The sequence below is a fragment of the Mucilaginibacter ginsenosidivorans genome, from assembly GCF_007971025.1.
Taxonomy (GTDB): domain Bacteria; phylum Bacteroidota; class Bacteroidia; order Sphingobacteriales; family Sphingobacteriaceae; genus Mucilaginibacter; species Mucilaginibacter ginsenosidivorans.
The window spans coordinates 988,466-1,013,757 of record NZ_CP042436.1 but is presented as its reverse complement, the minus strand read 5'-3'; the positions used below and the strand labels follow the sequence as shown (position 1 = coordinate 1,013,757).

The following is a 25,292-nucleotide window of genomic DNA, read 5'->3' as shown; positions in this document are numbered from 1 at the left end:
TCGCCTATGATCAAAGTAGAGCGGCTAAGTAAGCACTTTAACGGCGTAAAAGCGGTTGACGACATTTCTTTCGAGGTAAAGGAGCATGAGAACCTCGTACTACTCGGCACCAGCGGCTGCGGAAAGACGACTACGCTGAAGATGCTAAACCGTCTTATTGAACCAACAAGCGGTAGTATCACCATTAATAATCAAAACATCCTCGACCAAAAACCGGAGGAACTTCGACGCGGAATAGGCTATGTGCTGCAAAACAATGGTTTATTCCCGCATTATACGGTTGCCGAGAATATCGCCATAGTACCGCAATTATTGAAGTGGGATAGCAAGCGAATCGAAATACGGATAGCCGAACTGATCGAAAAACTCCACCTGTCCAAAGACCAGCTAAAATTATATCCGAACGAACTGAGTGGCGGGCAGCAGCAACGGGTTGGCCTTGCACGCGCCCTGGTTGCCGATCCGCCGGTACTGCTGATGGACGAACCCTTTGGCGCGCTGGATAATATCACCCGCTCGAAAATCCAGATTGAATTCAAGGAACTGGACGAGTTGAAGCGAAAAACCATCATCATGGTGACGCACGACGTGCAGGAGGCCTTTGAATTGGGCGACCGCATTTGCCTGATGGATAAAGGGAAGATTGTGCAAATAGGTACACCGGCCGAATTGCTTTTTAACCCGGCGAATCAATTCGTTGCTGATTTTTTGAGGGACCAAAGATTACAGCTGGAATTTAAATCGGTCACAGTAAAGGATATTTGGGAATTGCTGCCTTCGGCAAAAAAAGAAGCTGCCGGTCAGGATTTGCCCATCGATTCAAATATTTGGGCAGCGCTCCAAAAGCTAAGTGCGGATAGGTCTTCAAATCTTTATATCACCTATCGGCACGAAACAAAGTCGATTGGCTTTGAGCAGCTAACAACAACCTTTTATAAATATCAAAGCAAACGCCCCCATGAATGAGCACCGGCAAACTTTATGGGAGTTTATGCACCAGCAAAGCGATAAACTGCTGATGCAAACCTTGCAGCATATCGGGCTCACATTTATTTCGCTCCTCATCGCCGTTATTATCGGCTTGCCCCTGGGCATCTGGATAACCCGGCAAAAACGCTTCTCTGGTATCGTATTAGGCATTGCAGGCATATTACAAACAATCCCCAGCATTGCTTTGCTCGGTTTCATGATACCTTTGCTTGGCATCGGTGCAAAACCGGCTATTGTTGCATTATTGCTTTATGCTTTGTTACCAATTATCAGAAACACCTTTACAGGAATTGAGGGTGTCGATCCATCAGTAAAAGAAGCCGCTGTAGCTATGGGCATGAGCAAATGGCAGGTGTTATCTAAAGTAGAACTACCCCTGGCCATGCCGGTAATTTTAGCCGGTATCCGCACCGCTACCGTCATCAATGTTGGCGTGGCTACCCTGGCATCTTACATTGCCGCCGGCGGTTTGGGCGAATTTATTTTTGGCGGGATATCGCTTAATAACACCAATATGATACTTGCAGGCGCTATCCCGGCCGCATTGCTCGCCATTATTTTTGATTTTTTACTATCGCGTTTGCAGCGTTTCAATTTTAAAAGAATAAAAACTGCCACTGCCTCGCTGCCAGTGCTACTCATAATAATGGCATCGTTTTATTTCATCCCATCCGCCTATGGCGGAAAGCTAACCGCTGGTTTTACACCTGAGTTTATGGGTCGGCAGGATGGCAACCTGGGTCTGCAAAGCAAGTATGGTTTGAAAGTAAATCCTATTGTCATCAGCGATGCAGTAATGTATAAAGCGGCTTACGAAAAGCAACTGGATATAATTAGCGGCTACTCCACTGATGGACGGTTGAAAGCTTACGATCTGGTGGTGCTGGATGATGACAAAAAGATATTCCCTCCTTATTATGCTGCGCCGATAGTACGTGACGACGCTTTAAAGCAATTTCCTGACCTTGAAAAGACATTAAACCTGTTGTCAGGCAAAATAAACGACGCTGTGATGACCGAATTAAATTACCGGACCGACTATCTTCACCAAAGTCCGGAGAGGGTTGCAGAAGACTTTTTACGGGCGCAATCATTATTGAAACCAGCCCGTAACGGCACAGACGGTACCGTACGTATCGGCTCAAAAATTTTTGGTGAACAATACATCCTGGCAAATATGTACAGTATGCTGATCAAAGGCTATACAGATCATGATGTGTCGACAAAAACAGGTTTGGGCGGCACTAAAATTTGTTTCGACGCCTTGAATAATAACCAGATAGATTTTTACCCGGAGTATACCGGAACAGGACTGTTGGCCATATTACAGCCGTCGGCAAAAACGGTTGATTCGCTAACGGTCGACAAGGATAAAACTTACAATTATGTTAAAAACGAGTTCGAAAAAAAATATAATATCAGTTGGCTCAGGCCTATTGGTTTTGACAATGCTTATGCGCTGATGATGCGACAGAAACAGGCCAAACAATTGCATATCAAAACAATTTCGGACCTAAAACGCTATTTAGAGAGCAAATAACCAATGAACCTGCCCGACTGTTATAAGGAAGTAAGAAAGCTAACGGAGCAAATCTGCGCTCCACTGCACACCGAGGATTATGTGGTGCAGCCCGTTGCGGATGTAAGTCCGCCTAAATGGCATTTGGGGCATACCTCGTGGTTCTTTGAAACATTCATTCTGAAGCCGTATTTTATGGGCTACCAGGAATTCGATCCGCAATATAATTTCGTTTTTAACAGCTATTATGAAACTGTGGGTACCCGTGTTATCCGAACGGACAGGGGTAACTTAAGTCGCCCTACTGTTGCCGACATTTATAAATACCGGGAATACGTGGACGAGGCAATGGACAAATTCCTTAGTTCGGAACCTGCTGCGGATATTAAGGAACTTCTTATCCTCGGCCTTAATCATGAACAGCAGCACCAGGAGCTTTTGTATACCGATATCAAGTTTATTTTAGGGCATAACCCCTTGTTCCCCACCTATTCAGAAGATTACAGGCCACCTGAAAATGAAAAAAATACTGGTAGCCCGTTCGTGAAGATGAATGAAGGAGTTTATGAGATCGGCTTTTCAGGCGAAGGCTTTTGTTTTGACAACGAGTTGGGAAGGCACAAGGTGTACCTGCAAAATTATGAGATCAGCCCTCTGTTGGTAACAAACGGGGAATACCTTGAATTTATCAACGCCGGGGGTTACCAGGATTTCCGCCATTGGCATGCCGAAGGCTGGGACTGGGTGAATAAAAACAACGTCATAGCGCCATTATACTGGCATAACATAAACGACACATGGTATAACTATACTTACACCGGCCTGGAATTGATTGATTGGGATGATACGCTTTGCCATGTAAGCTACTTTGAAGCATCGGCCTATGCGGCATGGAAGGGTATGCGCCTGCCGACCGAATTTGAGTGGGAGGCTGCTGCGGGGCAATTTAACTGGGGTACACGCTGGGAATGGACCGAAAGCGCCTATTTGCCTTACCCGGGCTTTGTGAAGGCGTCGGGGGCCATCGGCGAATACAATGGCAAGTTTATGGTGAACCAGCAGGTTTTAAGGGGCGCATCCGAGGTAACTTCGCCGGGTCATAGCCGGGTCACTTATCGAAATTTTTTTCAAACATATTTACAATGGCAATTTACTGGCATACGTCTTGCTAAGTAACTAATAACAGCTACATTATGGGATCACCAGCTATAGTTTTTGGAGCATACCACCTTAAAAAGGACAAAACAGACAACTTTTATAAGGATGTTATATCAGGTTTAAGGTCGACGCCGAAGCGCTTGAACTCAAAATATTTTTATGACGCCAAGGGTGACAAAATATTCCAGGAAATAATGAATTGCCAGGAATACTATCCCACCCGGTGCGAAATGGAGATATTCTCGGAAAAAACCGCTGAACTTGCTGAGGCGATCATCGCTGAAGGCGATGGATTCGACCTGATAGAACTTGGCGCGGGCGACGCTACAAAATCATTGTACCTGCTGGAATACCTTTTAAAGCAAAAGACTGATTTTACTTATCTCCCTATCGATATATCAGGTAATGTGATCAATTACCTAACCGATAATTTGCCCGTAACCCTACCCGGTTTGAAGATACAGGGGCTCAACGGCGAGTACTTTGAAATGCTGAAAGAGGCCGCTGCAATGTCCCAAAGGCGCAAAGTGGTGATGTTCCTGGGGTCGAACATCGGTAATATGACAGCTGGCGATGCCGCGGCGTTTTGTAAAACCTTGCGCGAACATCTTGCCGAAGGCGATATGGTACTAATGGGCTTTGATCTTAAGAAAAATCCTAAAACGGTTTTGGCCGCGTACAACGACTCGGAGGGGATCACCAAACGGTTCAACCTGAATTTGCTGGAAAGGATAAATCGCGAACTTCATGCTGATTTCCACCTTAGCAAATTCGATCATTACGCCACCTATGATCCCGAAACGGGTGCATGCAAAAGTTATCTCGTCAGCCTTGAAGACCAGGAAGTGACCATCGGTAAAGAACATATCCGTTTCCGGAAAGATGAATATATCTACATGGAAATATCACAGAAATTTACCGTTTTGCAAACCGAGCAGATTGCTGACAATGCAGGTTTTAAGGCCATCAATTGCTTTTTTGACAGCAAGAAATGGTTCCTGGATGCGATCTGGATGGCGAAATAATACAGGTAAAGACGCAAGACCACGCGTCTTTACAATACGTTAAAGTACTTTCGGGTTTAATTCAGAATCGATCAGTTCGCCAACGGGCTTATTCATCATCCATTTGGCCAGGTCATTTTTTTGCCACTCGTTTTTAGGTGGCGAAACCCGTGCGCCGTCGGCCAGGTAAATGATGGTCATTACCTCGCGCATTTTATTAGAATTATTTCCCGGCGCATTGTGTATCGTAAATCCACGGTGAAAGGTCGCATCACCGGCTTTCATGGTTGTCGCCCTGCTTATCGGGAACTTGTGCCCCCTTACATAATCGTCAAATGCACTTTCCGATTCGTCGGATATCTCATAATCAAATATCGATCCCTTATCATAGGAACCCGAAGCGAAAGTCAGCATACCCATATCCAAGTCAATATCAATTAGCGGCATCCACATAGTAATGGTATTGTTAGTGTCTATCGGCCAATAATACTGGTCCTGGTGCCACGGGGTTGGGCCACCGCCCGGCTCTTTAAAAAGGGCCTGGTCGTGGTAGATACGGACATTTTCAACGCCCATCAGGTCGGCAGCGATCTTTGCCAGGCGCTTTGCCAATACAAACTTTTTTACGCCTTCATCCACGCGCCAAAGGTTCATTATCTGCAAAAAAGCCTTGCCATAAGTATCACGGTCCTGCATTTTGCGTCTTTCGGTATTGTATCTTTCTGCTGCATCAACGATAACCGGGCGATAGGCGGCCATCTCATCCGCGGATAATATATCCCTTACCATGGTATGCCCTTTTTCGGCGAACTCATTTATATTTTCAGCGGGGGTGTCTTTAAGGTCATTTAACCCGGGCAGGCCCGAAATAGTCGTAGTCATGTCAAATTGGTTTATACTCAAAAATAGTTTAACCACACAACGAAAAAAAATGAAGAAAATGGTGTAATAATGGATTATTTTATCCGTACCTTGTCCTATGGGTTTGAATTTATTAAAATAAGCAAATGATAAAGGCATCCTACGAAATACTTCAACCGGCCAGCGGGCACTCCTTCCTTGCCCGCACGTTCGAAATATCGGCGTTCGATGCCCCATACCACTTTCACGAAGAATTTGAATTGACCTATATCATACGTGGCAAAGGTAAGCGCTATGTCGGCAGCCACATGGAGGATTTCGGCACCGGCGACCTGGTGTTTTTAGGCTCGAACCTGCCGCATTGCTGGAAACTTGCACCCGGCGAACCTGAGAACGAAGGAGCGAGCGCCATTGTGATACAGTTCGGTATTAACTTTATGGGCGAGGAGTTTTTCGGCAGACCCGAATTGCAGGTTATCAGAAAGATGTTCCAGAAAAGCGGCAGCGGTATTAGTTTTAAAGGCGCCACCCGCGATGTTGTGAACCAAAGCATGGCACTGCTTGCCGAAGAGAAGGGCAATTTTAAAATGCTGATCGGCCTGCTCGAAATATTACAGCGCCTGGCCGTATCGAACGAATACGCCCTGCTTGACCAGCAGCGGAGCATTGCCGAACAATCGCGTGCCGAGCAGGAGCGCATAAACCCGGTGTTTGCTTACCTGGTAGATAATTTCAGGAACCACGTATCGCTGGACGAGGCATCGGGCATAGCACACATGACGCCCAATGCTTTTTGTAAATATTTTAAAAAGATCACCCGCAAAACATTTATGGAAACCGTGATCGAATACCGGCTCAACTACGCCACCCAGCAATTGGTGCAAACGGATAAGCCCATATCCGATATTTCTTTTGAAAGCGGCTTCGGCGACGTATCCCATTTTTATAAAATGTTCAAAAACAAAATGCACCAGAGCCCGCTCAACTACCGGAAAAACTTTATGCACGAATTTGACGGCGCAGAGGTCAAAGCTTCAGCCTGAAAAATAGGGTGCCGAATTTAAGAATTGGTGGAATTCGAATAATTCGTTAGTTCCAAAAATTCAGGTTATGACGGTTCTTTAGTTTGCATAACAGCAAGCCAAACACTGCAAGCCAACATACTAAGCAACCCGTAGCTAAATCAATTAGGTTGATATGATATTTCTACTCCAACCCCCACACCTCAACCCCGTTAGGCGCCATGTTTAATTTGATGGTATTCGGATCGCCGGCTTTTGCTGCTGGTACTATTGTAGCCTTTACAATGCCGTGCAGCTGGTTAAGTTTGGTCTCTTTTCCACCAATTTGTATGGCTACATCCTGGTTCCTTTCCGACAGGTTTACCGCTACCACTATCCTTTTCCCGTTTTCCGTCCGCTGAAACGAGAACACCTGGTCGTTATTATTGGTCAATGTTTTATAGGCGCCACCTATCAGTACCGGGTTTGCCTTGCGCAGGGCCAGCATTTCGCGGTAAAAGTTCAATAACGAGTTGGGGTCCTCCGTTTGTTCTTCCAGCGATATGCCGTCGTTAGGTTTATCGGTTTCGAATTTCTCTTTCCACGGGCCCTTTTGCTTGTACCAATAGGCCATACCCTTGCCTTTGCCGCTTTTGTACCAGTCAAATGCCGACCGGTTGGGGATATCGTTCGCGTCGGTTGCGCCCAGGCTCGCATTGGTTCCCGACATACCGATCTCCTGCCCGTAGTAGATAGAAGGAATGCCGCCAAGCAGCAAATTAAGCGCGGCGCCAATCTTCAGCCTCGCAATATCGCCCTTTACGCCATAGCTAAACCTCGCCATGTCGTGGTTCTCGATAAATACTATCTGCTGCTTCCCGTTCTTAACCAGTTGGAACGTCGAATCGGCAGCCTTTGCCAGTTGCGATTTATCGAACGAGCGTATAGCCATGGCCAGCCGGAAGCCGAACACCCTGTCCACACCGCCCGCTGTAAGATAGTCCTTCCCAAAGGTGGCCCAATTGGCCTGTTCGGCCACAAAGCTTATTCTGGGGTTCACCTTCCGCAATTTGGCAAACAGTGGGTCCCAGAACGTGCTGAACAGGTGTGGCAGTGCCGGTTTGTTATCCAAATTATCCATCATGTGATCAAGCCGGAAACCGTCCACCCCATCCTCGAACCTGCCGTCGCCGTTGGGGTCCATCCAGAATTTGAACAGGTGATAATTATAATCCTGCACCTTCGGGCTGTTCAGGTTTACGGTGGTTATCTTTTTATAAACGCCGTCGTAGCCTTTCAAGCCTTTCAGGTCGAATATGATGGTGCTCGGCTGTGTATGTGCCGAATCATCGTATAAGATATAATCGCTGTATTTCGACTGCGGGTCGCCAACGCCGTCCACCCACCAGTCGTGCCCCTGCGTCACATATTGCGTTTCCATATCCATGTAAAACTTCATGCCGCGCTTATGCAGGTCCCTGATAAGGGCCAGGTAGTCCTGCATGGTGCCGTATTTGGGGTCAATCGCTTTAAAATCATCGGCAAAATAATTATGATAGAACGGCGAGTCGTACAGCGGTGTCAGTAGTATGGCTGTAACGCCCAGGTGTTGCAGGTAGTCAAGTTTTTCCCGTATACCGTTCAGGTCGCCGTGGTTATCACCATTGCTGTCATAAAAACTGCGCTGGAAAATATGATAGATCACTTCGTCCTTTACCATAACCTTCGGTACTATTTTCTTTTTCTGTGCCAAAACATTAATGCCTGAAATTAAGCACAATAACAATAGAAATTTACTTTTCATTTCAATGGTTTAAGAGCATACAAAGTAAGCTAAGCAACGTTTGGAAAAAATGAAGAAATTATTCTAAAAGTGTAAAAAATTATCTGAAAGTTGCATTTTTATTCCAACTCTCGTAAATATAAAAAACAGCGAATAATATACACCAATAATCGGCCAATATTGTTGTTTTTTTGCCGATATAATGGCCGTTACTTTGCAGCCTCTTTTGCGGTACCCCGGAGTATCGTTATTAGGTGAAAAAAGCCGATGGAAATTCAGTGCAAAGCCGCGATTACAAACGGGGCCGGACATTTTGAGATAGGCGATATAGTGGTGGGGGATCCGAAAGAAGATGAGGTGCTTGTCAAACTCAAAGCAGCAGGGCTATGCCATACGGACTACGATTCACTAAGCTGGGGCAAACAACTGATAATAGGACACGAAGGGGCAGGAATAGTTGTTAAAACAGGCAGGGATGTAAAAGGATTAGTGGCAGGCGATAACGTGATCCTGAACTGGGCCATGCACTGCGGGCGTTGTTTTCAATGCCTTGCAGGCAACCAGCATCTGTGCGAAGTGGCCTCGCCGGTAGCAGCAGGTGGTAACGGCTACACCTCCGGCCATGCCGATCCATCCGGTACCTTGTATAAGGGCGAACCTCTGCTTCGCTCGTTCAACATCGGCACGCTATCCGAATATACCCTGGTCAAACAATCAGCATTAGTAAAAAACCTTTCCAAAAAAATGAGCTTTCCTGCAGCAAGCATTATCAGCTGCGGGGTAATGACGGGTTATGGCTCGGTAGTTAATGCGGCCAAAGTAAAACCCGGTTCCTCGGTCGTAGTACTTGGGACAGGAGGCGTAGGTCTTAGTGTTATCCAGGGAGCCAAAGTAGCCGGGGCGGGTATGATAATCGCCATCGACATAAATCCCAATAAACTGACCATGGCCCGCGCATTTGGCGCCACTTATAGTTTACGCGCCGATAAAAATGACAAGGGTTTGCTGAAAGCAGCCGAACAGGTTAAAAAATTAACCGATGGCCGCGGCTCCGATTACGCCTTTGAATGTACCGCCATACCCGAGCTGGGGGCCGCCCCCCTGGCCATGGTGCGCAACGCGGGCATGGCCGTGCAGGTAAGCGGCATTGAACAGGAAATTACCATAGACATGAATTTGTTTGAATGGGATAAAACCTACATTAACCCTTTATACGGCCAATGCAGGCCACAAATCGACTTTCCAGAAATTATAGATCTATATGAGCGCGGTGAACTGTTGCTTGAGGAGATGATTACCCGTACTTATAAATTAGATGAACTTGATAAAGCCTTTGATGACTTACTTAATGGACGAAACGCCAAAGGGGTCATCGTATTTGAATGAACATAAAATGTCCCGGTTCAGAACAGTTGAAGTTTCGAATCCGCAGTTTGAGGCAGGCGGCCTGCGTTTTATAACGGTAAAGTCGCCCAACCTTAAGGGTCGCGGCGATATTTGCGTGTACGCACCCCCGGTTGCTGAAAAAACCGATGTTTTACCCATTGTGATACTATTGCATGGCGTGTATGGCAGTGCATGGAGCTGGGCGCTCAGCTCGGGTGTGCACCTGAAACTGGACGAACTGGTAAAAGCGGGCGAACTGCCGCCGATGATACTGGCCATGCCTTCGGACGGTTTATGGGGCGATGGATCGGCCTACCTGCCACACAACGGCCTGAACTTTGAAAAATGGATAGCCGAAGACGTGATAGATGCCGTTACAGGCGTTATCGACGGTGCGCATAAAAGCTCGCCGCTGTTTATATCGGGTCTTTCGATGGGAGGCTTCGGTGCGCTGCGCATCGGGGCCAAATATGGTTATAAATTCAAGGGCATGTCAGGCCTCTCGTCCATCACCAGTCTTCCGCAGGTGAGGCTTTTTGTCCAGGAAAGCCTCAAAAACTACATGCAGCAGGATATTGTGAACGAGGATTTGTTGGCTACCTTTAAACAATACCGCAACCAATTGCCGCCCATGCGTTTTGATTGTGGTAAGGATGATATGCTGATCAAATACAACCGCGACCTGCACCAGAAAATGGAAAAAGAAGGCATCCCGCATATTTACGACGAATACCCCGGCGGCCACGAATGGACCTACTGGGCCGAACATGTTATTACCTCGCTTAAGTTTTTCGCTGCGCAGTTGTAAACGCGGCCGGCAGTGTGTCGATAAATAACCTTTGCAGGATAACAATAAGTTTAGGCATTTGCTAAAACTATAGCCACTGACGCATGTTAACTTTATAATAGCCTTGTTGCAATTGGTTTTTTATTAAAAGATCAATGCCATGACACTACCATTTGCTTTTGTATTTATCGGCTTATTTATGCTTGGAGCCATTATTTTGATCATCAGGCAAGCCAAAGGGAAAAAAGAGGTTGACGACAGCGCAGCCAAACGAAAAGATTCGCCCCAGGGTCCCGTTGATACGTCGGCAGCAGAACGCCGCGCCAAAGCCCCTTTAAAAAACAGCTAACGCCCCTGTATCAAACCATTCTTTCGTGGCAAGGCGCGTCCTGGCTGAATGGTGCGCCCTTGGTAAAACCGGCTCAAATTGCTTACCTTTAGGCATGAGAAGACGTTTTTACTTTTTGCCCATCGGTATTGCCATTGGCGCCGGTATCGGCGTAGCTATGAAAAATGTAGCTATGGGCGTGGCTATCGGTGCAGCTTTAGGTATCGCCTTTTCTGTTATCCGGCGCGATTAGGCTTTGTATACTTCGGTACCTTCCAGCACAATATTATCCACGTTATCCACCACCTCGCGTATCTTTCCGTCAAGATTTTTTACTGCATTTTCAAGTAGTTCAAAATATTCCTTAGGTGCCTGGTAGTCTTCGGCTTTTATCAGGTCCATCATCCCGGTGATGGTGGTGAGCGGCGCCCTGAATTCGTGCGCCTGCATGTGCGCTATCTTGAGCAGAGACTGGTTTTGATCTATTATTTTATGTTCCCTTACCTTTCTGTCGGTAACGTCACGGATGATATAGGATATACCGATGATCTCATTATTCGGGTCGCGCGCGGTTTCAAAAGATGCCTCCCAATAAATAACGCCATGCGCCCCGTAATCGGTAGACCCCTCCTCAAAGGCATGGTCGCCAACTACGGCCATATTAAAGCCCCTGATAAACTTGTCCGCAAAATCCGGTGCTATATACCGCAGCATCATCACACCGCGGCGCAGCTCAACCCCGTGAACCTTGTGTATAAAGTTATAGGCTATCTTATTAAAATCTATCACTTCGCCGCGCTTACCTAAAAGTGCATGAAAGTTTGGTGCGCTTTCAAAAAATGAACGCTGCGTTATCTGAACCTCCCGAATTATTTTCTTTTGGCGCTCGAATTCGATCTTGTTCTTTTCCAACAATTCAGCACTTATGCGGTATTCCATTAGGTTAACGGCCTGTTTGGAAAGCATTTTGAGCAACAATTCCTGCTGGCGCGTCAGTTGATGCGGCTCCAGGTCTATCACGCACAAACTGCCTATCCTATGCCCGTCGTTGGTTATCAGCGACGCTCCGGCATAAAAACGGATATGGGGGTCGCTGGCAACAATAGGGTTATTGGTAAAACGCTCGTCAGCAGTCGCATCAGGAACGATCATCACAGAATCATCCCTTATCGTATGGTCACAAAACGAAATTTCCCTTGGCATGCTGGCAATGTCAGTGCCTTTGCGCACTTTAAGCCATTGGGTATCGTGGTCAAGCAGCGTAAGCAAAGCGATGGGCGTATCGCAAACGTCGGAAGCCATTTGTACCAATTCCCGGAACTCTGAATCATTCTCCAGGTCAAGGCTCTTGAACCGCTCCACAGCCAGCAGGCGGATATCTGTTTCGGTCATTACTTCCCTTACAATTTTGTTGTGATGTATAATTGTATTTGAAACACTTAGTACGGTATATACCCAAATAAGGTTCTAAAAGCATGGGAAAGCCCTTTTTAAGGAGAGTGGTTATTTATTCCTGCCAGGAATATTCGGTATAAATCGCTTGTTAATCAGCCTTTTAACGACGGTTGTTTTCGTATTAAAACGTCAATGGTCAGCCCTATCAGAATGCCGGCGGTGTACGATAGCAGATCGCCCCATAAAAAGGTCTCGCCTAAAACCATCCTGCCGAAAAAGGTGTGCCGCAGGTTGTCGATCCATTCCGCCTTATATAACTGGCTGAACTCTATAGTATAACTGATAACGATACTGATGATTGCTATCTTTTGTATTGACGCGCTAACATAAAAAAAGCGGAGCATGAAATAGATCATCGTAGCCCAAAGCACATCACCTACCCAAAGCGGCACAACGCTGTATTTTCGCGACAGCAGACCCAAAATAATGATGGCGGCAATGAGTATAAAATATATTGTGCGCAACCGGGCCATAGATCAGTTCTCGGGTTGCAGGTTTTTGAATTGCTCGGGACTCATCTTTTGATACCCCGCCGGGGTCGAAAATACGCCCGGCGGCACCGGTTCAAATTTAATCTCTTTTATTTTTGTAGTCACCGGTATGCCGTTTTGTTTGGTTGTAAAGGCCAGCGGTACCCCGTAAGTAGTGTCAAATACCATAGTCAAATAATTGGGCACAACTGATATTTCCTTAGTGAACCACGCTTCGGAAGTTACACCGGTTGCCTTATCGGTCAATTCATATTTTTTTATTTTATGGCGGGCCATGGTCATGGTATCCTTTGTTGCGGCATAAGCATAACCCGTGCTTGCCGGCAATAACTCAGCCTGGATGTTTTTGGGATAGTCCATCACATATTTTTTTGATGATGAGCTTAAAAGCACCCTTACAAGATCTGTAGGCCTATAGGTTATCACGGTTGTCGCTTCGGGGCCGGCCTGTTGTATGCTCACGGTCGAATCGCCTTTGAAATAAACGACGGCCGTTTTGGGAAGGTAAGCCTCGTAACTCCGAAGGCTGTCGGGCAACTGGTATTCGATAGTATAAGATATCATTCCCTGCTTTACCTCTTTTTGGGTGCATGAATTTAACAGGAACAAAATGGTGGTAAGTGATATGAGTGTGTTATACATAAACTGTTGGGTAAGACTGCAAATTTATCAAAATTTGGCACGGCGGACGACCCGCGCCTAACGTAACAAGCTTTGTTACAAAAAATATCGGCGGTCGCTCAACATTTTTAAAATCGCTTACGTACAACACATTTACAATTACAAGATACTGAACTGTATAAAACAGTTACTTAATATATAATCGGAGAGATAAGAGAGATGGATTTAAAAGCAATGACAAAAAAGTTTCGCGACCCTAACGCAATGACAAACATGAAAAAAACGGTATTGGCGCTCATCACCTGCGTGATAGCTATGTCTGTAACTATGAATGCACAGGCCCAGAACCAACACGTGCTTACCAAATTTGGTGACGATGTTGGTACCCTGGACGGTATTATCAAAGCTTATTATGATGTAGTAAGCGTAAAGAAAGGCGAAAAGGTGAATTTTGAGCGCGACAGTCTCCTGCATATTCCCGGCGTGCGCGTTGGTTCGGCAGGTATCGATGCCAAAGGTGCGCCGGTATTGCACTATACCTCGTTAAAACAATATCACCGTGAGTCGGATGCCTATATGGAGAAGAACGGTTTTTATGAGCACGAGACCTCGCGCCAGGTGCAGAACATACGAAATATTTACCACGTGTGGAGCGCGTATGAAGAGCGCTACACTCCCGACGGCAAAGTTATCGGGCAGGGTATCAATAGTATAGAATTATATTTTGATGGTAAAAGGTTCTGGATATTAGGATGGTATTACGATTAATTAATTATAGACGTAACCTTGACCGAAACCAGCCGTAAAAATACAACGTACTTGTTACCGAAACATTGATAAAATTAGCGAAAGTGAATACAAAAACTGAAAACATGCCGAAAAGCAAAGTGATAGAGAATGATCTTGAAGCATTTAAGAAAACCGATGAGAAGCCCGCATCGTCGCGTGCCGAATTGCTGGAAGAATTCGATATGCTGCTGGCTAACTCTCAGCTTGACAACAAAAAGACCCGCAGGTACCTGGGCCGTATCCGTTTGCCACGTCTTATCGGCGGTATAGGCGGGGCAGCCATGTGCGTACTTGCCGTGGTATTGGTATTGACGCCGCCGGCAACACACGATAACACTTTACGGTATGCCATTGCATCGGGTATGTTGATAGCAGGTGCTTACATCGCAGTCAGGTTCGCGCTATAATATCCGCACGAAAGGAATAATATGTCGAGCCCAAATGCAAAAAAGGTATTACTGGTTGATGACAATCCATTATTCCTAAAAATACTAACACACGCTTTCACAAAGGCAGGTTTTGAATGCGCGTCCTGCCCGTCGGCATGCGAGGCCATCGATTACCTGAACCTCAATATTCCCGACGCCATCCTTTCGGACTACGAAATGCCCGAAATGAACGGCATCGAGTTCAGGAAGGTGCTGATCAATCATTCCGATTTTAAGGATATCCCTTTCGTCTTCCTGAGTTACATCACCGACAAGGACCTGATGTCTGAGGGCCTCGACCTGCAGGCGGTGGATTACGTGGTGAAGGAAACGCCTGTAAACGTGATCGTGTCCAAGATCACCAACCTGATCGACACTGTACAGAAACAACGCGAGTTATCAGTTCTCGAAATAAAGAAGGCAGCACTGGCATTAAATATCCGCACCGTACCCAAAGTGGCGCCGGTCGTCCAGGGTTTCGATGTCGATTTCTGGCACCAGGCTTACCAGGATGTACCGGGCGGCGACTTTATCGATTTCATCGAGGTTGACGACCGCTACAGTTATATTGTGCTTGGCGATGTGATGGGCAAAAAATGGGTGGCCTGGTTCTTTACCTTCAGCTTCCTGAGTTATATACGCGCGGCTATCCGGTTTGGTATAATGAACCGTGACTTTTCGACCGCCGAAATATTGCAAAAAGTAAACAGCGTTATCTGTTATGACGATGCGCTGAAAGATATTTTGTCGACCATGTCGTTGGTCATGGTGGATAAACAGGAACAGGTAATTACCTACTCGGGCGCCGGCGACCTGCCTGCTTTGCTTTATAAAGCTGAAACCGGTGAGATAACCCAGGTTGACTCTGACGGCCTGTTGCTCGGCTTATTCCCCGACGGCGGTTACACCGAACGGCGTGTTCAGCTAAAACCTGGCGACCAATTCTTTATCTTTACGGATGGCCTGATAGATTATGAGGAGAACGGGGAGAAAAAAAGCGATTACAATTTATTTAAGGATAAATTGCTGAACATGATCGAAGACAAAATGACGTTCAAACAAATAAGGCAGCACTTGTTGCAAAATTTATCACCGGCCCTGGTTGATGATTGCAGTATAATTAATATCAATAAACAATAATACATTATGATCCAAGTAAGTAAAGAAGGCCCGAAATTCGTCATCGCTGATGTCACCATCACCGAGGCCAACCTGAGTAATTCCGACCAGTTTAAAGCAGAATTGGTGAGCCTGCTTGATCAGCACAAAAAAATAATCATCCTCGACCTGCAGGAACTGAAATATGTGGATAGCGCTTTTTTAGGTGCCCTGGTAAGCGCGCTTAAATACGCTATCAGCTTGAAACTGGATATTGTTTTGACCGGGCTGCGCAACGACATTCGCGACCTGATCAAGCTGATCCGCCTTGATAAGGTGTTCAAGATATACAACTATGCCGAAGAGGCGCAGTTTGCTGTAAACAAGTTCTGATGCAAACCAGCGCTGAAAGAATGGTATTCGATTTTGATAACAGCGTTGAAAAACTGGTCAGCTCGCTTGAATATATGCTCGGTTATATAACCAGCCGTATCCCTGCGCAGGTCGACCGGGAAGATATTTTATTCAGGAGCAAAGTGATCATCACCGAGCTCCTGACCAACGGCATCAAACATGCGGGCGAACACCATACCCGTTTTGATGTTGAGGCTGACAAGGGCGGGCTCGTTATTTCCAAAACCGACAACGGCGCGCCGCTTTACCTGGTTAACGCCCGGCAAACCACCGAGAACCGCAAACTCATCAGCGCCGATCCCTTAAACTCGCTGTATGCCGTTTGGGAAAGCGAAAACTATATCCGCTTTGCCAGCGAAGAAGGCTCGCTCGATGACTTCCTTTCCTTTGAACAGGTAATGGAACACTTTGGCATCCTCATCATTACCCGCTCGGCCGATGAATTTACCTACACCTGGGACAAGGATACTTCGTCCAATATTTTCAGGGTGCTTATCAGGTTTTAATAACCGCAACTTTCCGGGTACCACTCAGCGGTTATTTAACAAATAATTGTATTATCTTAACATCATCTCTTTTTTAGATAAATTAGCAGTAAATTGTGTCCGCTTTACACTATCCGGCAGAATAACATAACCAATTTATTCTAAACCATACCCATCATGAGAACCAGGATTTTAATCAGTTTAGTATTGATCACATTTTTATCGGCCCCAACTATCGTTTTGGCGCAAACCAAAGGAAAAAGTCAGCAAGCGCTGGACGCTAAAATAGATGCCATCGTCAAAAAGCTTACGCTCGAAGAAAAGATAGGCATGCTGCATGCCAACGGTATTTTCAGCACCACGGGTGTCGAACGTTTAGGCATAAGCGGGCTAATGACCGATGACGGTCCGCTTGGCGTTCGCGAAGACGTGAAGGAAGGCTGGGGCTCGGCCAATCTGACCACCGATTCGGCTACTTTTTTTCCAAACGGGTCCGCATTAGCCGCAACCTGGAACCCCGACCTGGCCTACCGCTTTGGCCATGACATGGGCGAGGAAGCAAGGGCGCGAAAAAAATACATCATGCTTGCCCCGGCATTCAATATTGCCCGCACACCTTTGTGCGGCCGCACCTACGAGTACTATTCCGAAGATCCTTTCCTTAACTCACGTTTAGCGGTACAGGCCGTAAAAGGCATACAAAGCCAGAACATAGCTGCATGCGTAAAACACTTCGTTGTGAACAACCAGGAAGTTGAGCGCGGCCGTGTGAACGTTAATGTGGACGAGCGCACTTTGCGGGAGATATACCTGCCGGCATTCAAAGCTTCTATTACGGAAGGCAATGCCTGGACCATCATGTCGGCTTACAACAAGTTACGCGGCGTTTACTGTTCAGAGAATGATTACCTGCTGAACAAAGTTTTAAAAGGCGAATGGAAATTTAAGGGCATTGTTATCAGCGACTGGGGCGGCACACACAGCACCGTTGCGGCAGCTAATAATGGCCTCGATTTGGAGATGGGTTCGGGCCCGAAGTATGACAAGTACTTTTTTGCCACCAAACTGCTCGATTCAGTTAAGGCAGGTAAAGTAAGCACGAAGGTGATAGACGAAAAGGTGCACCGTATTTTGTGGGTACTGTATCACACGGCCATGAGCGCTAACCCACCCGCTGGAAAAATGAACACTCCGGCCCACAGTAAAACTGTATATGACATAGCCGCCGAATCCATCGTGCTGCTTAAAAACGATAAGCATCTGCTCCCGCTGAATACATCGGGGATTAAAAGTATAGCGATAATAGGCGACAATGCCACGCATACCTTCCACCTTGGCGGTTTTGGGGCGGGTGTAAAGGCGAAGTACGAGGTAACCCCGCTGGCCGGTTTACAAAACAGGCTGGGCAAAACGGTGGATATCAAATTCGCGCAGGGATATTCAGGAGTTTACCGGCAGCATGGCGCCAGTGTGAATGCACCCACCAAACCTGCCGACTCAGCCATGGTTGCGGAAGCTGCCGACCTGGCAAAGAAAACGGATATGGCTATCCTGTTCATAGGCGGTAACCGCGATTATGAAAGCGAGGGTAGCGACCGCAAGGACCTCAGCCTCCCTTTCGGCGAACAAACACTGGTTGACGCAGTAACCGTAGCAAACCCGAATACCATTGTGGTGGTTATCGGTGGCGCGCCGTATGATATCGGCAAGATCAAGCAAAACAATCACACCATCGTATGGTCGTGGTACAACGGGTCGGAAAATGGCAACGCATTAGCCGACGTGTTGCTGGGCAAAATAAACCCTTCGGGCAGGCTGCCTTTCACTTTCCCTGCTGAACTGAAAGACTCGCCGGCTCATGCATTGGATGCCTATCCCGGCGAAAACCTGCAGGTGGATTACAAAGAAGGAATATTAGTAGGCTACCGTTGGTTCGACACTAAAAAGATAGAACCGCTTTACTGCTTTGGCTACGGCCTTTCTTACACCGATTATAAATATTCAGGCTTAAAAACAGCCAAAAAAACTTATAAAACCGGGGAAAATATCACCGCCACGGTTACCATAAAAAATACAGGAAAATATGCAGGTAAGGAAACCGTTCAATTGTATGTAAGCAAAGACGGTTCGGTAGTAGAACGTGCCGACAAAGAGTTGAAGGCCTTCAAAAAGGTATTGATCCCCGCCGGGCAAACTGCCAGCGTAACCGTAAGCATACCGGTTAAGGATCTGGCTTATTATGATGTTAATACCAGTAAATGGGTAGTAGAGCCGGGCAAATATAAACTACTCGCCGGGTCGTCATCGAGGGATATCAAAGAGACTGAAACGATTACTGTAGACTAACATCCGGATATGTTTGGCAAAGGCAATAAGACAGTAGGCTATTTTATCAACACAGGGATTATAGCCTGTATTTTGCTGCTGCCTTTACAACATGTGTTCGCCCAGGCGGAACTGATGCCTTACGGCAACCTAAGCGGTATTCGTATTAAGGGCCAGTTAATGGCGTTCGATACCCGTTTAGTCGTATCCGGCAATAACTGGAAGAAAGTTTACTTTACAGGCAAGGAGTTGCAGCAACCCCAATTTATTCGCAACGGCGACGAGCAGGTAGTTACCACCAAAATTGACAGTATTCATTTTACTGAGACGGTAAAGGATATAGGTAAAGGAAAAGCAAGAATAACTATCAAATGCTTTTCGGCGCAGGACACCACCCTCGACGGTGTTTATTTTAATGTGACCCTGCCGGTTGCTTACAACGACGGGGCAATAAAGTTAAGCAACCAGCCCGAACATCAATTCAGCCAGACTGGTTTGGGAGCGCCCGGCATGCATTTGCAGCACGACCTGGAGGAAGCAAGTTTTATGGCTGCATCGCAGGATATCCGGATACAACAGGATACGATATCGACCATAATTTTCCGAATTGACGAAAAGCAGAAAAATATCAGTTTATATTTTCCCATTTGTTCAGGTAAGATCGGCAAAGGCGTCGTTTTTCAAAGAACATACGAGATAAAGGTCTCCGGTTTGATAGACGATTCGCCTGCCGAAATGAAACTGGACGCATCGGCCCCGGGAAGGGTGTTCGATGGGCTGGGCGGAAATTTCCGCATCCAGAACCCTGCCCATGATCCAGAAGTGATCGATTATTGCCTCAAAAACCTGCGGGTAGCCTGGGGCAGGGTCGAAATGCCCTGGATAAGCTGGCAGCCCGATTCGACGGTCGATCCCACAAAAACCGATACGTCTAAACTCAACATCCGCGTAAAGCGGGCTATGGAAATGGCGCAAAGGCTTAGCCAAATGAATATCCCGGTAATCGTTACCGCGTGGTTCCCGCCCGCCTGGGCGGTTGAGGGTAAGCTAAACATGGGCCGTTCGCCCGAGGGCATCTGGGGTAATCCGTTGAAAAGATCAAGCATGACCAAAATATACCAGTCGATAACCGATTATATTCTTTACCTCAAAGCACATTACGGTGTTGATGTCGCCGATTTCTCTTTTAACGAATCGGACCTGGGTATTAACGTCCGCCAAACCGCAGAAGAACATGATGAACTGATCAAGGGCCTCGGCGCTTATTTTGCGTCGCATGGATTAACAACTAAGTTGCTGCTCGGCGATAATTCGGATGCCACAACCTACAGTTTCATCTACCCGGCCATGAACGATCCGCAGGCTAAACCCTACATAGGCATGGTCTCCTTCCATTCGTGGCGCGGTTGGGACACGCCAATCCTGCAAAAATGGGCCGATGCGGCCAAACAAACCAACCTGCCTTTGCTGGTAGGCGAAGGTAGTATCGATGCGGCGGCGTGGGGCTATCCGCAATATTTCCTGGAGCAGTCTTATGCCCTGGAAGAGGTCAACCTGTATACCCGGCTGCTCGCCATCTGTCAGCCCATATCTATTTTGCAATGGCAGCTAACGTCCGATTATTCGCCGCTGAAAGGTGGTGGCATTTTTGGCGATAACGGTCCGCTTGAGCCTACGCAACGCTTCTGGAATTTGAAACAACTGGCATCGACCCCTAAGGACCTAAGATTTATGCCTATCACCAGCGATGTCGCCGATATTTCCTGCGCGGCATTGGGCGATAATGCAAAACACGTCTATACCGTCCATATTGTCAACAACGGCACCACACGGAAAGTTCATTTGACAGGTCTGCCTGCGGGGGTAAATAAACTGAATCTATACGTCACCAACATTAAATCGGACATGAAGCAAAAAGGTTCAGTGAAGATAAGCAATGGCGAATGTGAGTTTAAGGCCGATCAGCGCTCGTTCATCACACTTACTACGCAATAGTTTTGCGGTGAAAACACCCTGCAGAACCCGTGTAAATACGCAGCCGATTCCGTAGTATCCCTGATGCCCGGCTTACCCGGCTTATATACTTTTGGGTATACCAAACACCTATTAGTATGAATAAGCTAACCTACATTGACGACTGCCAGCTCGACCACTTTATTTTAAGAAAGCTGCTCTCTCGTTTCGGTTCCCCGGTTGAGATAAGATGCACGGGGTCCGGTTCAAGGATAATGGACCAGCTATCCCAAAACTATTCGGACGAGCGGAGCCTGCCCGATATCATTTTGCTTGACATAGCTTACCAGCCCGGTTTTGATGCATGGGAATTCTTGGACCAGCTTAGGTCGCTTTACCCGCGGTTGGCCAAACCTATCGACGTGTATATCCTTTCAGCGACAAAATACCCTGCCGATTTGCAACACCTGGAGGAGTATGATTTCGTAAAGGCCTTTATCATGAAGCCGATCACGAAGGAAGCATTACAAAAAATTATCCGTTATAGGGAAATATCGATCGACCGTTTTGCTTTGATCGAATCGTACAACTAACGGCTATTGTTTTTTGCCGGTCAGGTTGATCAGCACTACGCTGGTGTGCGGTATGCCCAAAGTGCTTCCCGGCGTTACATTAACATACCGCGCAACATAACCACTAAGTAAAGCTTTAATGGCTTGAGTATTAGATTTTTCAAACTCAGGATAAGAAAAAATAGTCGATTTTCGGAAATGTATCACCCCCTGCGCGTCCACGAAGGCGGAGAAGGAATATGCAAAATCTTCATAAGCATGATGCACGGTAATATTATACTCGGGGTACAAATAATCCTCGGATGGGTCCATGTCGCTCAGCGGGTCGTCCGGTTTTACCAGCCGCTCGGCGGTTACATATGGACTGTTGCTCTTCAGCACCACTGGTTGCCGGGCCGAGAAAGCACTGTCCATAATCGTATTGGCAAGTTTTGACCGCTCGCTGATAAATGCTGTATCCTTACGCGTGGGTAAACCCATCTGTTTAATGGTTTGGGCCGATTTGGTTTTTAGGTATTTGTCGGAATAAAACGTCATATACACTTTCGACCCTTCGTCATCCAGTAATATCTCCCGCTTCTCGTTTACCCGTAACGACCTGAACACGATGCTGTCCGGCGTCATTTTCAGCAGCTGCAGCCACGAGTCGATCATGTTAAAGATCAGGTCGTGATCATAATATACGTGGAAGCCGTAGTACTTTTGTTTTTTTGGGCTGAATACCTGCACCGAATCATCCGAAATAAAATGGAACTTCCACACGGGCTCCAGCTGGTAACCCTGCTTGTCGAACACCTGCCCGTTGTCGAATATCCGGCGCACCTCGGTATACTCAATACCCTTTACGTCGGCAAACGGAAGGCCGTGGCGGGTATATCTTTTGCATGAAATATGGAGTACCAGGGTAAGGGCCAGCAGCAGGTAAGGCGTTCTTTTCATAAGACGGCTCAAAATAAATAAAAAAACGTTCATCTTTGAATAAATTGCCCCTCCAAAATCTAACCATGAAAAAAGTAATTAGTTCTGCACTAAGCCTGATTTTACTTGTGGCTTCTCTGTCCGGTTACGGCCAGGCGCGTGTGCTGCTCGATTCCTATTTTAACGATGAGCATATCAAAGATTCTTCGGGTAAATTGATCTCAACCCACTACAAATGGGAAGAAACAGACAATGGCGGTTTTTCCACTTTCGGCGATGCCTTTAAAAAAGCAGGCGCACAGTTAAATACTTTGTATGACGAGCCAACGGCCGAAAACTTGAAACAGGCGGACATTTATATCATAGTCGATCCCGACACCAAAAAGGAAAGCCCGAAACCCAAATACATAGATTCGAGGGATGTAAAAGTGATATCCGAATGGGTAAAGCAAGGCGGCGTATTGCTGATGATGGCAAACGACAGCGCTAATGTCGAACTGAAACATTTCAACACGCTGGCAGCAAAATTCGGAATTCATTTCAATGACGACCTGCTTAACCACGTGGTCGACGATAAACATTTCCTGAACGGCACCTTTCTTATTATCGATAACCCCATACTGAAAACTGCCAGGAAAATATATATGAAGGATATTTGTTCGCTCACGCTCACCAGGCCTGCGGAGACAATGCTTAAAGATGGCGACGCGGACATCATCGCGGTGGCTTATTACGGCAAAGGCGTGGTAATGGCAGTTGGCGACCCTTGGTTATACAATGAATATACCAACGGAAGGCTGCCCAAAGATTATGATAATGATAAAGCTGCGAGTGATGTGGCGCGGTGGCTTATTAAACAAATCCCGGTTCAAAAGTAGGCTTGCTTTTAGTTTGGCGGTCCGAATCCTGCCTATCAATAAAATCCGGTAATCGTGTTCACATCAGCAGCGTATCTACCCTATGCGCATGCACAATTTCGTCGCATGGCGACCAGGAGAAAATAGTGAAACGGCCATCCTGCGAGGCAACCAATGCAAAGGCATCCCTCTGATCGTAAACAAATTGGGCCGCAGCAAAATGCCGCGTACCGCCATCCTGCCCGGGTGCAATGATTTGCGCCTCGCTGTCGACGATGGGTTCGGTAACCATAATTTCTTTTACGGTTTCACTGCCGTATGGTCTTGTTATTTTGGCGCCGAACGCCAACAACTCGTTCCGGTCGTTGATGATGGTGGCCCCGTCGACAGCGGTTAGTCCTGCAACACAATCTATTTCGCGTGCAAGTTCGTCGAGCCACAAAGCGAGGCTTTTTTTATCAACATCTTGCTTCATCAGGTTTGCCAGCCCCATAAAGGATGGGCTGATTGCGTAAGATATCGGGTCGATAATGGATTCGCGCCATTTATCGCTATCGGAAGGTACGATGAGCAGTAAGCCCCCGTGCCCGTGCGCTCGCATCGAAACAGCCAATTGCACATGAATGTTCACCGGGTTGCTCCACGACGTTTGCGCACTAAAACCAAGCAGAGAACTTAGCAGGGCCGGGCAATCCGGGTAATTGATCGCACCTTCATCAATGATCTTTACCTCGTCGCCTTTCAGTACGGCCACGTTCACATATTTGCCAAAACCGTCGACACGGCGATGCTTGATGACAAGCAACCCCGGCTCAATCACTTCCAGCACAAAACAAAAACCTGGAATGGTATGCGTTGTTCCCCATATATAAAGGTCATCTTCTTCCTGCCAAACGCCCAAATGGATACCTGAACGCTCAACTGCCGGGGCAAGCTTTGTTAGTATTTCCGGCGTAAGCCGAAGGCGTTTTTCAAACACCAGCGGTTGCTCCGACTGTTCGGGTAACAGGAACGCCAGCGATATTTTTGGCGAACGGCCTTCTTCCTTCCGCAGGCTGGTCCAGAAAGCGGTATCAATAATTGCTGCTATAGAGCGGCTTTGCGGAGCAGGCGCCAGGTTGGTTTCGCCGCGCAACGCCGCGGCGCTCAATTGTTCTTCAAAATGCTTTTCAATAGCGCCGGAAACAGAGCGGGCTGCCTTATAAGCTGGTTCACTGATCATGACCCTGGTCACATTATTCATGCAACTAATTTACCCGAAAATATTGCTGAAAATACCTTGCTTCCAAAATATTGCTTTAAAATGCCAATAAGGTATTTATTTTACATATCGGCTACCCTTGTCAGTAGTTTCAACGCAGGTTCATCCAAAATGCGTATGCTTTTCCCCGAAACCTCAGCGATCTTTTCATCCACTAATTCGTTTATCACTTTAAACAGCGTTTCATACGACGCGCCTGCAAAAGAGGAAAGATCCTGGCGGGTTAATTCAATATTGATAGCGCCCTCATCATTTATACCAAACTGGGTTTTTAGGGCGATCAAAGATTGCGCTATCCTGCCTTTAACCGGCATATGAACCAGGTTGCGCATGCGTTTTTCCGAATCCTGCAATCCACCGGCAAAAAACCGCATCAGCCTGTAAGTAAGTTCGTTGTTTACCTTCAATGTCGATTCAAAGAAATCCATTTTGACATAACAAACAATGGTGGGTTCAAGCGCTGTTGTAGTAACCGGGTAAATAGCTTCGTCGCCTAAACCCATGTGTCCCAGTATATCTCCTTTTTTGGCAAAGCGGATGATAAGCTCTTTTTCCTTATCCCATTTTTTGTGGACCTTAACCGTGCCCGAATAAATGAAATACATGCCTTTCACAGGGTCCCCCTCGCGAAATATTTGCTGCCCTTTTTTGATATAGAAGTTTTGTTTATTAGCCTCAATCGCCGGTAGCCAGTCTTTCAGACAAAGCCGGCAGATCATACAACTGTTCAAATCGCACCCGTGTTGGTTATTTTTCATATTCAGTACAGATGCAATATTATGTTTTAACAGATGATAACTACGAAACT

General features: G+C 46.7%; 26 protein-coding genes. 18 read left to right on the top strand and 8 right to left on the bottom strand.

Going from position 1 to position 25,292, the window contains the following annotated elements:
- Positions 1–6: 6 nt before the first annotated feature.
- From FRZ54_RS04650 to egtD, 4 genes are read left to right on the top strand one after another with little or no spacing between them, the layout of a single operon-like run.
- The gene (locus FRZ54_RS04650; RefSeq protein ID WP_147030479.1) at positions 7–966 is read left to right on the top strand and encodes an ABC transporter ATP-binding protein; all 960 of its coding nucleotides are present in this window, start codon (positions 7–9) and stop codon (positions 964–966) included.
- On the top strand, positions 959–2,530 hold the full coding sequence (locus FRZ54_RS04645; protein ID WP_147030478.1) for an ABC transporter permease/substrate-binding protein: 1,572 nt from the start codon (positions 959–961) through the stop codon (positions 2,528–2,530). The genes FRZ54_RS04650 and FRZ54_RS04645 overlap by 8 nt, the downstream gene beginning before the upstream one ends.
- Positions 2,531–2,533: 3 nt before the next feature.
- Positions 2,534–3,685 carry an ergothioneine biosynthesis protein EgtB gene (gene egtB / locus FRZ54_RS04640; protein WP_147030477.1) on the top strand — a complete coding sequence of 384 codons (1,152 nt, stop codon included), beginning with the start codon at positions 2,534–2,536 and terminating at the stop codon, positions 3,683–3,685.
- 17 nt (positions 3,686–3,702) lie between these two features.
- A complete protein-coding gene (gene egtD / locus FRZ54_RS04635; protein WP_147030476.1) occupies positions 3,703–4,692 on the top strand; it encodes an L-histidine N(alpha)-methyltransferase in 990 nt (329 codons plus the stop codon).
- 39 nt (positions 4,693–4,731) lie between these two features.
- On the opposite strand, the gene FRZ54_RS04630 is transcribed toward egtD, so the two are convergent.
- Positions 4,732–5,553: a phytanoyl-CoA dioxygenase family protein gene (locus tag FRZ54_RS04630; RefSeq protein WP_147030475.1), complete on the bottom strand. Its 822-nt coding sequence runs from the start codon at positions 5,551–5,553 to the stop codon at positions 4,732–4,734.
- 125 nt (positions 5,554–5,678) lie between these two features.
- Between FRZ54_RS04630 and FRZ54_RS04625 the strand changes: the two genes are divergently transcribed.
- Positions 5,679–6,575, top strand: coding sequence for an AraC family transcriptional regulator (locus FRZ54_RS04625; RefSeq protein ID WP_147030474.1), 897 nt, complete (start codon positions 5,679–5,681; stop codon positions 6,573–6,575).
- A 163-nt stretch (positions 6,576–6,738) separates the two neighbouring features.
- Here the strand turns inward: FRZ54_RS04625 and FRZ54_RS04620 are convergent, their stop codons facing one another.
- Positions 6,739–8,337: an alpha-amylase family glycosyl hydrolase gene (locus tag FRZ54_RS04620; protein WP_147030473.1), complete on the bottom strand. Its 1,599-nt coding sequence runs from the start codon at positions 8,335–8,337 to the stop codon at positions 6,739–6,741.
- A 246-nt stretch (positions 8,338–8,583) separates the two neighbouring features.
- Here FRZ54_RS04620 and FRZ54_RS04615 point away from each other — a divergent pair, with 246 nt between their 5' ends.
- The 4 genes from FRZ54_RS04615 (at position 8,584) to FRZ54_RS24335 (ending at position 11,070) form a co-directional block, all read left to right on the top strand.
- A complete protein-coding gene (locus tag FRZ54_RS04615; RefSeq protein WP_147030472.1) occupies positions 8,584–9,702 on the top strand; it encodes an alcohol dehydrogenase catalytic domain-containing protein in 1,119 nt (372 codons plus the stop codon).
- Between the two features lie 7 nt (positions 9,703–9,709).
- Positions 9,710–10,510 carry an alpha/beta hydrolase gene (locus FRZ54_RS04610; protein ID WP_147030471.1) on the top strand — a complete coding sequence of 267 codons (801 nt, stop codon included), beginning with the start codon at positions 9,710–9,712 and terminating at the stop codon, positions 10,508–10,510.
- 139 nt (positions 10,511–10,649) lie between these two features.
- Positions 10,650–10,838, top strand: a complete 189-nt coding sequence (locus FRZ54_RS04605) for a hypothetical protein (protein WP_147030470.1) — start codon at positions 10,650–10,652, stop codon at positions 10,836–10,838.
- Positions 10,839–10,932: 94 nt separating this feature from the next.
- Positions 10,933–11,070, top strand: a complete 138-nt coding sequence (locus tag FRZ54_RS24335; protein WP_187359742.1) for a hypothetical protein — start codon at positions 10,933–10,935, stop codon at positions 11,068–11,070.
- Here FRZ54_RS24335 and FRZ54_RS04600 read toward each other — a convergent pair.
- The 3 genes from FRZ54_RS04600 to FRZ54_RS04590 all read right to left on the bottom strand — a co-directional run bounded on the left by FRZ54_RS04600 (position 11,067) and on the right by FRZ54_RS04590 (position 13,405).
- Positions 11,067–12,209 carry a GAF domain-containing protein gene (locus FRZ54_RS04600; RefSeq protein WP_147030469.1) on the bottom strand — a complete coding sequence of 381 codons (1,143 nt, stop codon included), beginning with the start codon at positions 12,207–12,209 and terminating at the stop codon, positions 11,067–11,069. The genes FRZ54_RS24335 and FRZ54_RS04600 overlap by 4 nt on opposite strands.
- Positions 12,210–12,364: 155 nt before the next feature.
- Positions 12,365–12,745, bottom strand: a complete 381-nt coding sequence (locus FRZ54_RS04595; RefSeq protein ID WP_228462623.1) for a ribosomal maturation YjgA family protein — start codon at positions 12,743–12,745, stop codon at positions 12,365–12,367.
- 3 nt (positions 12,746–12,748) lie between these two features.
- The gene (locus FRZ54_RS04590) at positions 12,749–13,405 is read right to left on the bottom strand and encodes a hypothetical protein (protein WP_147030468.1); all 657 of its coding nucleotides are present in this window, start codon (positions 13,403–13,405) and stop codon (positions 12,749–12,751) included.
- A 243-nt stretch (positions 13,406–13,648) separates the two neighbouring features.
- Here FRZ54_RS04590 and FRZ54_RS04585 point away from each other — a divergent pair, with 243 nt between their 5' ends.
- The 8 genes from FRZ54_RS04585 (at position 13,649) to FRZ54_RS04550 (ending at position 21,469) form a co-directional block, all read left to right on the top strand.
- A complete protein-coding gene (locus FRZ54_RS04585) occupies positions 13,649–14,152 on the top strand; it encodes a hypothetical protein (RefSeq protein WP_228462622.1) in 504 nt (167 codons plus the stop codon).
- Positions 14,153–14,256: 104 nt separating this feature from the next.
- Positions 14,257–14,580, top strand: coding sequence for a hypothetical protein (locus FRZ54_RS04580; protein WP_147030466.1), 324 nt, complete (start codon positions 14,257–14,259; stop codon positions 14,578–14,580).
- 21 nt (positions 14,581–14,601) lie between these two features.
- Complete coding sequence (locus FRZ54_RS04575) at positions 14,602–15,741, top strand: fused response regulator/phosphatase (RefSeq protein ID WP_147030465.1); 1,140 nt, start codon at positions 14,602–14,604, stop codon at positions 15,739–15,741.
- Positions 15,742–15,747: 6 nt separating this feature from the next.
- On the top strand, positions 15,748–16,092 hold the full coding sequence (locus tag FRZ54_RS04570) for an STAS domain-containing protein (RefSeq protein ID WP_147030464.1): 345 nt from the start codon (positions 15,748–15,750) through the stop codon (positions 16,090–16,092).
- The gene (locus tag FRZ54_RS04565; RefSeq protein WP_147030463.1) at positions 16,092–16,619 is read left to right on the top strand and encodes a hypothetical protein; all 528 of its coding nucleotides are present in this window, start codon (positions 16,092–16,094) and stop codon (positions 16,617–16,619) included. The genes FRZ54_RS04570 and FRZ54_RS04565 overlap by 1 nt, the downstream gene beginning before the upstream one ends.
- A 156-nt stretch (positions 16,620–16,775) precedes the next feature.
- A complete protein-coding gene (locus FRZ54_RS04560) occupies positions 16,776–18,944 on the top strand; it encodes a glycoside hydrolase family 3 C-terminal domain-containing protein (RefSeq protein WP_147030462.1) in 2,169 nt (722 codons plus the stop codon).
- Between the two features lie 9 nt (positions 18,945–18,953).
- Positions 18,954–20,918, top strand: a complete 1,965-nt coding sequence (locus tag FRZ54_RS04555) for a glycoside hydrolase (RefSeq protein ID WP_147030461.1) — start codon at positions 18,954–18,956, stop codon at positions 20,916–20,918.
- 116 nt (positions 20,919–21,034) lie between these two features.
- Positions 21,035–21,469, top strand: a complete 435-nt coding sequence (locus tag FRZ54_RS04550; RefSeq protein WP_147030460.1) for a response regulator — start codon at positions 21,035–21,037, stop codon at positions 21,467–21,469.
- A 3-nt stretch (positions 21,470–21,472) separates the two neighbouring features.
- Here the strand turns inward: FRZ54_RS04550 and FRZ54_RS04545 are convergent, their stop codons facing one another.
- The gene (locus FRZ54_RS04545) at positions 21,473–22,387 is read right to left on the bottom strand and encodes a hypothetical protein (protein ID WP_147030459.1); all 915 of its coding nucleotides are present in this window, start codon (positions 22,385–22,387) and stop codon (positions 21,473–21,475) included.
- A 65-nt stretch (positions 22,388–22,452) separates the two neighbouring features.
- On the opposite strand from FRZ54_RS04545, the gene FRZ54_RS04540 reads away from it, so the two are divergent.
- Positions 22,453–23,244: a DUF4350 domain-containing protein gene (locus FRZ54_RS04540; RefSeq protein ID WP_228462621.1), complete on the top strand. Its 792-nt coding sequence runs from the start codon at positions 22,453–22,455 to the stop codon at positions 23,242–23,244.
- A gap of 58 nt (positions 23,245–23,302) precedes the next feature.
- Here the strand turns inward: FRZ54_RS04540 and FRZ54_RS04535 are convergent, their stop codons facing one another.
- The gene (locus tag FRZ54_RS04535) at positions 23,303–24,445 is read right to left on the bottom strand and encodes a putative sensor domain DACNV-containing protein (RefSeq protein ID WP_147030458.1); all 1,143 of its coding nucleotides are present in this window, start codon (positions 24,443–24,445) and stop codon (positions 23,303–23,305) included.
- Positions 24,446–24,546: 101 nt separating this feature from the next.
- Complete coding sequence (locus tag FRZ54_RS04530) at positions 24,547–25,242, bottom strand: Crp/Fnr family transcriptional regulator (protein WP_147030457.1); 696 nt, start codon at positions 25,240–25,242, stop codon at positions 24,547–24,549.
- Positions 25,243–25,292 lie beyond the last annotated feature (50 nt).